We start from the raw sequence: 12,566 nt of genomic DNA, 5'->3' as shown, positions 1-12,566 counted from the left end.
AACGGCACAACGATTGCTCCCTCCGACGACGCCCCAGGCCCGAACCGCGACCGCCCGACGGCCGCGTTCCGGCATCCATCGTCACGGAGGAATTTCGCATGGCTGTTCACGGCAGACTTCATCCGCTCACGTTCTTTACGGCCATCGTGTTCATCGTCATCGGCGCGGCGCTGGCGGCGGGCGGCGCGTATCTCGTGACGCTGAAAGGATCGTGGTACTACGCGATCGCGGGCGCGGCCATCGTCGTGAGCGGGCTTCTGCTGCTGATACGGCGGCGTTCCGCGCTGCTGCTCTTCGCGCTCATGCTGTTCGCCTCGACGATCTGGGCGGTCGTCGAAGTGCGTTTCGATTTCTGGCAGTTGATGCCGCGCCTGTGGATCTGGCTGCTGCTCGCGATCTGGCTGCTGATGCCATTCGTGCATCGCGGCGCGCTGTTCGGGCCGCCGTCGACCGCGCGCGCGGCGCGCACGCCGCTCGCTGCGGCGATCGTGATCGTGCTGCTGCTCGGCATCGGCACGTTCTTCAACGATCCGCACGACCGACCCGGACGCATCGACGTGGACGTGGCCGCCGATGCCAATCAGCCCGATCTCAACGCCGCGACGGGGCGTAAGCCGGGCGACTGGATCGACTATGGCGGCTCGCCGCTCGCGCAACGCTATGCGCCGCTTGCGCAGATCGCGCCGCAGAACGCGCATCAGTTGAAAGTGGCGTGGACGTATCGCACCGGCGACATGCCCGGCGAGGACGATCCCACCGAAACCACGGACGAGAACACGCCGCTCAAGGTCGGCGACACGATCTTCCTGTGCACGCCGCACAGCAAGGTGATTGCGCTGGATGCCGCGAGCGGCAAGGAAAAATGGCGCTTCGATCCGCAGATTCAGAGCCCGGTCGGGTTCAAGCACTGGGAGCACATGACCTGTCGCGGCGTCGCGTATTATGACGCGGCGATGCATCCGATGCCTGCGGCTGCCGCGCCCGCAGCGATCGAAGCGAGCGCGCCCGATGCCGAATCGGCGACGCCCGAAGCGCCCGCGCAGACGCCCGCCCAGACCACCGCGCTGGCCGAATGCCCGCATCGCCTGTTCCTTCCGACGGCGGACGCGCGCCTGATCGCCCTCGACGCGGACACTGGCAAGGCGTGCACGCGCTTCGGCAAGAACGGCGCGGTCGATCTGCGCGCGAACATCGGTCCGTTCACGCCGGGCGGCTACTATTCGACCTCGCCGCCGGCGGTGTTCCGCAACCTCGTGATCGTCGGCGGCCACGTCACCGATAACGAATCGAACAACGAGCCTTCAGGCGTGATCCGCGCGTTCGACGTGAACGACGGCCATCTCGTCTGGAACTGGGACCCGGGCAATCCCGACGCCACCGAGCCGATCGCGCCCGGCGGCACCTACGTGCGCAATTCGCCGAACATGTGGTCGATGTTCAGCGTCGACGAGCAGCGCGGGATGATCTATCTGCCGATGGGCAATCAGACGCCCGATCAGTGGGGCGGCGAGCGCACGCCGCAGGCGGAGAAGTTCGCCGCGGGCCTCGTCGCGCTCGACGCCGCGACGGGCAAGCTGCGCTGGAACTATCAGTTCACGCATCACGATTTGTGGGACATGGATGTTGGCGGCCAGCCGACGCTCGTCGATTTGCAGACGGCGCGGGGCATGCAGCCGGCGGTGATCGCATCGACGAAGCAGGGCAGCATTTACGTGCTGAACCGCGAAACCGGGCAGCCGATCGTGCCGATCGCCGAGACGCCTGTGCCGCAGGGCGCGGCCAGGGGCGACCGCACCGCGCCGACGCAGGCCGTCTCCGCGCTCAATTTCAATCCGCCGCGCGTGAAGGAATCGGACATGTGGGGCACGACGCCGTTCGATCAACTCTGGTGCCGCATCAAGTTCAAGAGCCTGCGTTATGACGGGGCCTTCACGCCGCCCTCGGAGCAGGGCACGCTGGTGTTTCCGGGCAATTTCGGCGTGTTCGACTGGGGCGGGATTTCCGTCGATCCGGTACGGCAGATTCTCATCGCGAATCCGGATTACATGGCGTTTGTGTCGAAGCTGATTCCGCGCGAGCAGATTCCGGAAAGCAATGGCGAGAAGAAGGGCAGCGAGACGAGCGGCATCAAGCTCGCGCGCGGCACGCCGTTCGGCTATGAGATCAGCGCGTTTCTTTCACCGCTCGGGATTCCGTGCCAGGCGCCGCCGTGGGGCTACATGGCGGGGGTGGATCTGCGCACGAACAAGATCGCCTGGATGCACAAGAACGGCACGATCCGCGACAGCGCGCCCCTGCCGATTCCCATGCCACTCGGGGTGCCGAGTCTCGGCGGGACGATGGTGACGGCGGGCGGCGTCGCATTCCTCACAGGCACGCTCGATCAATACGTGCGTGCCTACGATGTGCGCGACGGCAAGAAGCTGTGGGAGGCGCGTCTGCCGGCGGGCGGACAGGCCACGCCGATGAGCTATGCCGATGCGAGCGGCAAGCAGTACGTGCTCGTGACGGCGGGCGGTCATGGCTCGCTCGGCACGAAGGCGGGCGATTACGTGATCGCCTACACGTTGCAATGAAGCGCGGGGGCCTTCGTCGTGCTTTACGCGCGGCGGTAGGCTTCAGCCATCAGGGCGCTGACTTTCGCGCGTGCGGCCAGGGCGTCGCGCGCGGCGCTTTGCAGCTTGGCGGCGATGAACGAAACGAAAGCGATAGGGGTGGCGGCGATGATGCCCATGAGCGAACTCCTGACTAGGGTAACTAACTAGGTAATAACCCTAGGTTAGCATATTCGACGCATTGCAACAAATTCCTTTCGGGAAATGGACTATGCGCGCGGGCGAATCGTCGATGCGCTATATTTATGCATATATAGCGCATCGACCGTTTCATGCTGACGCAAACCATCGAATCCTCCAGCCGTGAGTCCGCCGGCGTCGGCTACGGCGCGACCATCATCACCGTCAAGGCGGCGCGCGATCACGAGCGCGCCGAATCGATACGCGATCTCGTCGATGCGCATCGGCGCTTGCACGGCAGCGTGCTGCGCTTTTTATCCCTTTTCGACGGTGGACGCGCCCGCATCGCGCGAAGCGCGCCGCAATCGCTCGAAGCGTTGGCCGGGCTGCTGGAAGAGAAAGCGCGGGCGGCGGGATTCGGCCGCATGCGTGAGCTGAGCGCGGCCGTGCAATCGGCGCGGGTGGCCGCCCGTCAGCGCGAGTTGCTTTTCTTCGACTCCTTCGGCACCGATACGCCCGCGTTGCGCGAGGCCGCGTGCGCGCTGGAGCGCCTCGACGCGACGCTCGTCGGACTATGCGTGGAGCATGTTCTGCGCGTGAACGCGAAAAGCGCCACGCGCCGCGGCTAGACCGGCGGATCGATCTTCTGCGGCACGGCGTCGAGTTGCCGGAACACGCTGAGCCAGTCTTCGAGATGCCAGGTCTTCGACACGCGGCCGTCGCGCAGTTCATGGAACGAATGGATCGCGAAGCGGATCGGCTTTTTTGTCGCGGCAATGCCCATCAGCGGGCCGGACTGTGTGCCGCTCACTTCCGCGCGCGTGCCCACGCGGTTGTCCTGCACCAGCATGTCGAGAATCTGGATGCGCATGTCGGGCAGCGCGCTCGCGAGATCTTTGAAGATGGGGATCATCTGATCGGGGCCATGCCGTTGTCCGGGCGGCTCGGGAAGGTATTCCCAGTCGGGCGTGACGGCCTCGCGCAAGAGCGCGACGTCCTGCGTGGCAAACGCGCGATAGAGACGCTCGACCGCTTCGCGCGCGGCCGGCTGGGTCAGATGGGCTGCCTGCATGGTGCCTCCTTGGAAACGGTGAGGGCGCGGCACTGCGGATTCACTCTATCCCAATGGGCCTGCGAGCGCAGGAACGGCCGCGCAGCCGTGTTAAGCTCACGTTTCTTCGCTGGGGAGTAGCCGGCTTTTCCGCACCGGAAAAGCGCTCATGTCAACACGCTCGGCCGTTCAGGTCGTGGCATGAGCAGCCGTCACAGGTTGGCAAGACCATCGACAGAATTCGCGACCGGTCGGGCGCGCGTTCTGTCGTTCCATCTTGCCCGACCAGAGCGCTACTCGATGAACCTCGCATCCACGATATTCCTTGCTTTCGCCATGTCCACCGACGCCTTCGCCGCCGCGGTCGGCAAGGGCGCGAGCCTGCACAAGCCCCGCATCGCGGAAGCGCTGAAGACCGGCGTGATCTTTGGCGTGATCGAAGCGCTGACGCCGCTCGCTGGCTGGGCGCTCGGCAAGGCGGCCGCGCAATACGTGACCGCCTGGGATCACTGGATCGCGTTCGGGCTGCTCGGCCTGCTCGGCGCGCGCATGATCCGCGAGGGCTTCGGCGCGCCGAGTCACGAGGAGGAAAAGCCCAACTCGCATTCGTTCTGGGTGCTGGCGCTGACGGGCTTTGCGACCAGCATCGATGCGATGGCGGTCGGCGCGGGCCTCGCGTTCATCGACGTCGATATCTTCTCGACCGCCGCGACCATCGGCTTCGCGACCATGCTGATGGTGACGATCGGCGTGATGGTCGGCAGGATCGTCGGCGCGACGATCGGCAAGCGCGCGGAGATTGCGGGCGGGGTGATGCTGATCGGCGTCGGCAGCGTCATTCTGGCCGAGCATCTCGGCTATCTGAGCTGACGGCGAAGGGCGGCGAATCAGGCGTATCGACTGAAAATTGGCGGAAAAATATTAACAACCACTGCCATTGAATCGATACGATCGGTCAATCCACTGCCTATTGACTGAAATACAGATCGCCATGCCACGTCCGATTTCCGCGCGCATCCATCTCGATGCCATTCGTCACAATCTCCGGGTCGTCAAACGCACCGCGCCGTCTTCGCGCGTGTGGTCCGTCATCAAGGCGAATGCGTACGGTCATGGCATCGAGCGCATCTATCCGGCGCTCGCGGAGGCCGACGGCATCGCGCTGCTCGATCTCGACGAAGCCGTGCGCGTGCGGGAACTGGGCTGGACGAAGCCCGTTCTGCTGCTCGAAGGCGTGTTCGAACCGAGGGATGTCGAGACGGCGGACCGGCATCGGCTGACCGTTACCGTGCATTGCGACGAGCAGCTTGCCATGCTCGAAGCCGCGCGGCCGCGCGAGCGCATCGATATCCAGTTGAAAATGAACTCCGGCATGAACCGGCTCGGCTTCCGGCCGGGCGAGTTCGAGCGCGCGTGGCGGCGCGCGTCGGCAATCGGGTCGATCGGCGCCATCGGTCTGATGAGCCATTTCGCGAACGCGGACGACGGCGCCATCGACTGGCAAATCGACGCATTCGACGCCGTCACGCGCGATCTGCCCGGCACGCGCTCGCTGGCCAATTCGGCGGCGGTGCTATGGCATCCGCGCGCGCATCGCGACTGGGTGCGGCCCGGAACGATCCTGTACGGTGCATCGCCGACGGGCTGCGCGCGCCATATCGAAGACGCCGGTCTGCGCGCCGCGATGACGCTGTCGAGCCGCATCATTGGCGTGCAGACGCTTACGCCCGGCGAAACCATCGGCTATGGCCGCACGTTCGCCGCGGATCGCCCGATGAAGATCGGCGTGGTCGCATGCGGCTACGCGGACGGCTATCCGCGCCACGCGCCCGCAGGCACGCCCATCGCGGTGGACGGCGTGCGCACGCGCATCGTCGGACGGGTGTCGATGGACATGCTCACCGTCGATCTCACGCCGTGCCCCGCAGCGGGCATCGGATCATCGGTCGAGCTGTGGGGCGAGCGGATCAAGGTGGATGAGGTCGCGGAGCCTTCCGGCACGATCGGCTACGAGCTGATGTGCGCGCTCGCGCGGCGCGTGCCCGTTGCCGTCGATGCGGGGGTGATGGCTGAAAAGGAAGCGCATACCGTTTGACCCTCACCGGATTGCGCACACCGCCGGCGCTTATCCGCGCGCTGTCGCAAAACTTGAAATCGACCTTTCGTCCCGCTATACCTTCAAAGAATCGGGAGTAAATCTGTAAGGAATCGCTGTTGCCCGGGCGCTCGCGTATCCGGCGGCGTGTCGTTTCGTCCGGACCGCGGGCACGTTTCGAATCCAGGATCAACGAGGAAACGACATGTACCATCAGACGTACAACCCGCTGGGCAATGTCTTCCTTTCTACGATCGTCGCGGCGATTCCGATTCTCACGCTGCTTTATTTCATTGCGCTGCATCGCCATCGCGACTCGCAGGGCAACGTGCATCTGGGCATATCGGCGCCGTATGCGGCGTTCTTCGGCGTGATTGCCGCGTTCATCATCTCGTGCCTCGTGTTCCGGATGCCGGTGACATCGGCGGTGTCGGCGTTCGCGCTCGGCTCGCTTTCGGGATTTCTCGGCATCATCTGGATCGTGCTGGCCGCGATGTTTCTCTACACGATGAGCGTCGTGACCGGCAAGTTCGAGATCGTCAAGGATTCGATCGTCCATATCTCCTTCGACCGGCGCTTGCAGTGCGTGCTGATCGCGTTTTCGTTCGGCGCGATCATCGAGGGCACGTCGGGATTCGGCACACCGGTGGCGATCGCCGGGGCGGTGATGGTGGGACTCGGCTTCCGGCCGTTCCAGTCCGCCGTGCTGAATCTGCTTGCGAATACGGCGCCTGTCGCGTGGGGCGCGATCGGCACGCCGATCGTCACGCTCGCCGCCGTCAGCGAGCTCGATCAGGTCACGCTCTCCGCGATGGCGGGCCATCAGTTGCCGCTCGTCTCGGTGCTCGTGCCGTTCTGGCTCGTCGCGACCTTCGTGAAAATGGAAGGCGGCTCGTGGAAGGAAGTCTTCGAAGTGTGGCCGGCGATGCTCTGCGCGGGCGGCTCGTTCGCGATCATGCAGTTCTACGCGTCCGGCAGTCACGCGCTGCATTTGATGACGGACGTGGTGTCGGGCGTGTTCTCGGTGATCTGCACGGCGCTGTTCCTGCGTTTCGTGTGGCATCCGAAGACGCGCTTTCTGCTCCGGTCCGAGCGCGAGGCGTTGGCGCAGCAGGGCAAGACCACGACGACGGTCGCGTTGAACAAGGCGGAATGGAAGTACAAGTATTCGGTCGGCGAGACGATCTATGCGTGGATGCCGTGGGTGATTCTGATCGCGTGTTGCGCCCTGTGGGGCGTGCCCGAGTTCAAGAAGTTCCTGAATAACGTGTTCGCGGGCGTTCCGTTCTCAACGACGCTTTTGGGCTCGCCGTTCAAGGGCACGCTGTCGCTGCCGGTGTGGGACATGCCCGCGCTTCACAACCTCGTGCAACGCATGCCGCCGGTCGCGCCTGTCAATGCGAAGGCGGAAGCGGCGCGCTTCACGATCAACTGGCTGTCGGCGGCGGGCACGGGCGTGTTCGTCGCGGCGATGCTCTCGGGCTTCGTGCTGCGTCTGTCCGCGTCGCAATGGAAGGATGCGTTCACGCAGACCATGCGCCGCATGAAGATTCCGGTGCTCGTCATTGCGCAGGTGCTGGGTCTTGGCTTTCTCACGCGCTACTCGGGCACCGATGCCGTGCTCGGCCTGGCGTTCACGGGCGCGGGCGTGTTTTATCCGTTCTTCGCGGCGTTCCTCGGCTGGCTCGGCGTGTTCCTGACGGGTTCCGACACGGCTTCGAACGCGCTCTTCGGCAGCCTGCAGCGCATCACCGCGCAACAGCTCAATCTCAATCCGATCCTTATCGTCGCAACGAATTCGACGGGCGGCGTGATGGGCAAGATGATCGATGCGCAATCGATCATGGTCGCGTGCGCCGCGTGCTATGACGATCCGAAAGAGCGCGCGTTTGCTTTAGGGCCGATTTTCAGGACGGTGTTTTTCCATTCGATCGCGGGGGCGGCGGTGATCGGTGTTATCGCGATGCTGCAGGCTTATGTGTTCCCGTGGATGATTCCGGTGCCGCCGGGGGGGTGAGGGGGGGGGGTTTCGCGGACGCGAAGAAGATGGCTGCGTCATCAACGCTTCAATGGCAGGTTGCGGAGCGGTTCGGGATTCAGCCCGATTTCTCTGGGACGGCAGACCGGCCTTAGCCGACGTCGAGGCTGGTTCCGTTTAACGTCAGCAGCACTGGCGGAGTGCTGGCCTTGCAGCGTCGCGCGGCAGCACCGCAACGGCCTGCATCCCATGCTGTCTCGTAACGAACAACCGCAGAGCCTTAACAGACGTTCTTATCAGACCTCGTCGAGTGGCTACACGCGGCTAGAGCCACGTCGCGATTGCTTCCACGCACCGGTCTATGCCTTCGAGCCCCTCCGAGTATGCGCTGATCACACCCACACCGAAGGTCCCCCATGTCTCACATCGCTCGAGCGAATCGACCTCTGACGCGCCAGGTAACAGGAGAAGAGACAGATCGGGACGACGATTGTCCAGAAAAAGAGAGTCGTGATAGATGTGTGCCGAAGCCATCGCGTCCAGCACATTGCCTCTCCCGCTGCGATACTTTGCGTCAAGAATCAGCATCCTGTGTGCGCTACCTCTGGACGCTACAAGTACTATGTCAGGACGTCGCTCTCTGGACAAACTCCACGCTATTCTTTTGCTGCGTGTTCCGTCGGAACGAAACGTCGCCTGGAACATCAGTTCAAGCTCGTCACCGTTTGGCAGTCGCGCGGCCAAGGTCAGCTCCGGCGACACATCGTCGAATCGTGACTTTCCCGGCTTTAGCCTGACGCCCAATCGCGATTCCAATGCGTTCGCCAAAGCCACGTAACACCATGTCTCATATATGCCCCATGATGGACTGACATGCAGATGTTCTGCTGAAGCATGGTCTTCCACGCCAAGACGCAGGGCCTCGGTACCGGTACGAAAGGCACGCGAATAGATGGGATTCGCAGCGATCTGCGTGAGGCCGGCTGCGGTAATCTCGGGCTTGTCGATAGCCCGGAACGGATAGCGACCTAGCAAACGACCCACGTTCGCATCCAGAGAACGAAGAATGGCCAAACGCCTGTTGCGTCGCCCGAGTGCCTCAGCATCGGACAGTTCTCCACGGTCGGACATAGCCCATGATTCCAGCCCGATGATGGCTCGTTTGAATCGGTTGAGCAGCGCGCAGATAGCCCGGTTCGCTGCAGTATCAACTGTCGCGACAGGCACTTGAGTATGCAGCCGGATGGAATCGATACGCTCGTGCTCGGATAGCCGCCCCGTAGCGAGCGCGACGATTCGTCTGTCGCGCAGTGCGGCCACAGGCAGCCGCTTTATCTGCATCAATGGCAGCAGTTGCCGCATTGGCTTGAGCTTCGCATGAGGTATGCGCGTGATCGATTCCACACACTTTAGAAAAGCGCTGCCGTGCCGCTTCACGCGCTCCCAACGGACGAGTTCGTCGAATTTGCCGCTCATCCCGGCGTTGCCGAATCCCAGACATGCGGAAGCCTGCCCCAGAAGGAGCCGCTGATCGAATCGCCGGATGGCGTCGATCATCGATGCGAACTGGGCGGTGTGCAGTTTGCTGTTTGCCGGAGCGACTTCGAGATAGAACGAAGTTTGCGCTCCCTTCTGGTCGGCAGCAGTGACTTCGACGCGCCCGGCAAAGAAACCAGACGTCCACATGAAGTATCCGTCATTCGCCTCCGCCAACGGCACATCGTCCACATACAAGCGTGTTGCGCCGCTGACCTTTAGAAGATAAGTGGTGTCTTCCCTGAGACCGGAAATTAGCCCTCCCGGACCGATGTTGCCCAACTCTTCCCTAGCCAGGCCCATGGCATGGATGACGAGGTGTTGCCGTGGATCCATGTTATCGCCAGAACCGGGTCGAGCCGGCTTCGTTCAGATCACGCAGCATGTCCTGCACTTTACTGGCGCATCGGGCCAGACCATGCTCCAGGCAAATGGCCTGAGCCTGAGACATTGCTCTGGCCAGGCGATCGGAGTGCTCGCCGCGCAACTTGGGTAACACTTTTGCATAGAGGACATCATCCAGCGCCTTGTTGGAATCGACGCCCAATCCTTGTGTGAATACAAGGTAACTCACGACATCGTCTATGGTCCGCAAACCGAAGTGCAGGCGCACCGGTTCGAGCGCATCCATCAACTTTCCGAGGACGCCTTTGACTTTATTTCGAACCTCTTCAGACGCGAGGTTTGACCACTTCGGGTAGTTTTCCGGGTCGATCTTCCAGAATTCCAACGTATATGCGCGATCGAGGACCTTGTCAGAGAGCCCATGGGTGGTCTCGTCCATGTTGACGGTGCCGATGATGGCAAGATTCGCCGGGTATCTGATCTGACTCGGCACGCCGACGACGTCTTCATCCATTTGATGAAGGTCGATCACGCCTTGTGTTTCCATCGCGGACAGAATCGGGGCGAGATATTGCTCGGGATGAGACAGATTCATCTCGTCCAGAACGGCGACGTACGGACTCGTCGGGTTCTCTGCCGCTCGCAGGAGAAGCTCCAGGAAAGGCGTACCGTCATAAACGTTCTGCAGAAGCGTGTTCATCTGTCCAAGCAAGGGGCCTGTATCGAACCAGCCGGGCTGAATCGGAAACACCTTCACGCTTTCCTGTCCCGCTCGCTGCGGGCCGCACAGCGCCAGTGCGTAGTTGAGCGCGAGCTGCGTCTTACCGGACCCTGACAAGCCAGCCATCACTGCGAAATGACGCACGGGATGAAACCACAGGCCACCGTGCAACTGCTCGATGAGACCTTTGTCCCACCTGAAGTTGTCCGCTGCGGCTTCGGCGAGACGGGATTGCAGCGTCGCCCAATCTGGAAGGGTGAGCTTCGCATCCACCTCCTCCTGAATCTCGATCACGGTGTCGGCAACCTTGGGAAGAGTCGGCGGATCCCATGTTATGAGGTCGTTCCATTGGCGGCCCTCATCCGTCAGGCTATAGCCGTTCGCGGGCTCGTAAGAGATGACCTGCAGACTCATTAGCCAGCCTAGCAACGAGGACGGCGCAAACCCTGTCGTCCAGCCGGGATTGACAGTCTGCAGTATCGCGATCAGTTCAGCCTTGGATTTCGAACCCGCAGCTAAAGTCCGAATGACATAGTCGACACCCAGAACCTTTGTCAGAAGCTGGTCAGCCAGTTCCTGAGGGTCCTGCGAGTCGAGAACGTTGATGCCGCGAGCGGAAAGCTGATAAACCGAGCCGTTGCGCTTACAGAGGTCGAACTCTCGCATGACGACGTTAATGACCGTTCGGATGCTGTTGTCCACCAATGCTGGATTCGATTCACGAATGAGATCGCGAAAGTCCTCGTCGCTCAGACCATCGCCACTCAGCGCCGGCAGATATCCAAGAAGCGTCTGGAAGTAGCCTTTGATGGCCGTGAGGCCCTTGCGGCGAAGCACGGCCGGCACGGGAACCAGCCCGCCTTCGCGAACGGCCTCGGACTGGGCGACGACCGGCTCCTTTTCATCGTTGATACGCTCGTAGAGAAACCACGACAGGCACATTTGCTTCACATCTTCCATCGTTCCTGGGTCCGCCGGGCCAACAATGGCTCTGATCTTCCCGCGGATAGCGTCATGCATCTGAACGGCATGGGCTCGTCCTTTGCCTCCCAGTGCGCGATAAAGCTCGGTGAGCTTCCCCTCGTCTGCCAGCGTAGTAAAGAAGTCAGGAAACAATGCGGACAGCGCCCGGTTGATTTTGAGCAGCGGCCGCTTCCCGCACAATCTTTTAAATCTGGCTGCAAGTTCGTCATGTAATTCAATGAGCCGCGCCGTTGCCTCGTTCGGGTCCGATGGAAGAGGCCTGGATGCATGCTCGGAGAACCAGGCCACGAATTCTTCATCATTGATCGCCGGCGCCACTCTGATGGTACACATGCCTGTCGCCGACACGTTCTCGGAATCGAACAAAGTCTTCAGAAAGTCTTTGTCCCGGAGTTGGACAGCGGATGCGCCACGTGTCGCGATCAGATGACGATGCAACCTCGGCATCCAGTTCTCGACCGCCCACGTCGGCGGCGTCTTATACAGAGATTCGATATCTGCCTGAAATGCAGTTTGATTGAGGGATTTCCCCGTCACTTTCGGCTCCGTCACTTCGGGCGGACGCTCGACCACGGCTTTGCTGCTGGAAAGAGCTTGCTCTGCATCGACAATGCTCAGGAACTCAGCAACGGTGCCGTCGAATTTACGCAGAACGTCTCTCCCTGCCAAAGTAGAAGAAATAGCGAGCTTCACCGTTACAGATTTGCCGTCAGCGGTGCGGCTCACGCGCAACAGACGCTTTGCTGGTTCGATGCCATTCGATAGCCAGATCGAACACCCGTCGCTTCGCGGCTCCACTTTCATTTCCGGCCGCTGTTCTTGGACACTGGCAACAATCTCGTCGAAAATCATTACTTCCCTTTGGGTTTTTGCAATACTTGGCTTGGACACGTCTGAAGGGCGGCCGATTCTGCGCCGGACTTCCCAATCCGCGGAATTGTACTAGTCGAAGGCTCACCGACTGCGTGCTGTAGCGGCTAAGCAGTGGAAGTGGCCCCAAGTTGCGCGCTTGCATCGAATACTCAAGTCGGAAGAAGAATGAACGGCGGCGACTACCCGATACGCGTGCGCAACAAGATGGTGGCGATGACGATTGCCGCAGCGAACATTCAGAACATCGA

The 12,566-nt window shown here is 62.0% G+C and carries 9 protein-coding genes and 1 riboswitch; of the genes, 5 read left to right on the top strand and 4 right to left on the bottom strand.

What is annotated here, in order from left to right; translation table 11 throughout:
* The first annotated feature begins 98 nt into the window (after positions 1–98).
* Complete coding sequence (locus LY284_RS26435) at positions 99–2,576, top strand: glucose/quinate/shikimate family membrane-bound PQQ-dependent dehydrogenase (RefSeq protein ID WP_233389000.1); 2,478 nt, start codon at positions 99–101, stop codon at positions 2,574–2,576.
* 23 nt (positions 2,577–2,599) lie between these two features.
* Here the strand turns inward: LY284_RS26435 and LY284_RS38790 are convergent, their stop codons facing one another.
* Entirely contained in the window at positions 2,600–2,734 is a 135-nt protein-coding gene (locus tag LY284_RS38790) for a hypothetical protein (protein WP_255724752.1), read from the bottom strand.
* A gap of 153 nt (positions 2,735–2,887) precedes the next feature.
* On the opposite strand from LY284_RS38790, the gene LY284_RS26430 reads away from it, so the two are divergent.
* Complete coding sequence (locus tag LY284_RS26430) at positions 2,888–3,364, top strand: hypothetical protein (RefSeq protein WP_233388997.1); 477 nt, start codon at positions 2,888–2,890, stop codon at positions 3,362–3,364.
* Here the strand turns inward: LY284_RS26430 and LY284_RS26425 are convergent.
* Positions 3,361–3,807 (bottom strand): ester cyclase, encoded by a 447-nt coding sequence (locus LY284_RS26425; RefSeq protein ID WP_233388994.1) that lies wholly within the window; start codon positions 3,805–3,807, stop codon positions 3,361–3,363. The genes LY284_RS26430 and LY284_RS26425 overlap by 4 nt on opposite strands.
* Before the next feature lie 99 nt (positions 3,808–3,906).
* A riboswitch (yybP-ykoY riboswitch) is annotated at positions 3,907–4,077 on the top strand.
* Between the two features lie 9 nt (positions 4,078–4,086).
* Between LY284_RS26425 and mntP the strand changes: the two genes are divergently transcribed.
* From mntP to LY284_RS26410, 3 genes are all read left to right on the top strand, one after another.
* A complete protein-coding gene (gene mntP / locus LY284_RS26420; protein ID WP_233388992.1) occupies positions 4,087–4,656 on the top strand; it encodes a manganese efflux pump MntP in 570 nt (189 codons plus the stop codon).
* Positions 4,657–4,777: 121 nt separating this feature from the next.
* A complete protein-coding gene (gene alr, locus LY284_RS26415; RefSeq protein ID WP_233388989.1) occupies positions 4,778–5,881 on the top strand; it encodes an alanine racemase in 1,104 nt (367 codons plus the stop codon).
* Between the two features lie 205 nt (positions 5,882–6,086).
* The gene (locus LY284_RS26410) at positions 6,087–7,898 is read left to right on the top strand and encodes an L-lactate permease (RefSeq protein ID WP_077160479.1); all 1,812 of its coding nucleotides are present in this window, start codon (positions 6,087–6,089) and stop codon (positions 7,896–7,898) included.
* Positions 7,899–8,183: 285 nt separating this feature from the next.
* Here the strand turns inward: LY284_RS26410 and LY284_RS26405 are convergent, their stop codons facing one another.
* Both LY284_RS26405 and LY284_RS26400 read right to left on the bottom strand, forming a co-directional pair.
* Positions 8,184–9,731 (bottom strand): nuclease domain-containing protein, encoded by a 1,548-nt coding sequence (locus tag LY284_RS26405; RefSeq protein WP_233388987.1) that lies wholly within the window; start codon positions 9,729–9,731, stop codon positions 8,184–8,186.
* A 1-nt stretch (position 9,732) separates the two neighbouring features.
* The gene (locus tag LY284_RS26400; RefSeq protein ID WP_233388984.1) at positions 9,733–12,297 is read right to left on the bottom strand and encodes an McrB family protein; all 2,565 of its coding nucleotides are present in this window, start codon (positions 12,295–12,297) and stop codon (positions 9,733–9,735) included.
* Positions 12,298–12,566 lie beyond the last annotated feature (269 nt).

The sequence above is a fragment of the Caballeronia sp. PC1 genome (genome assembly GCF_021353155.1).
GTDB lineage: Bacteria > Pseudomonadota > Gammaproteobacteria > Burkholderiales > Burkholderiaceae > Caballeronia > Caballeronia cordobensis.
Note: the sequence above shows the minus strand (reverse complement) of the source record. Positions and strands in the feature narration are given on the sequence as shown.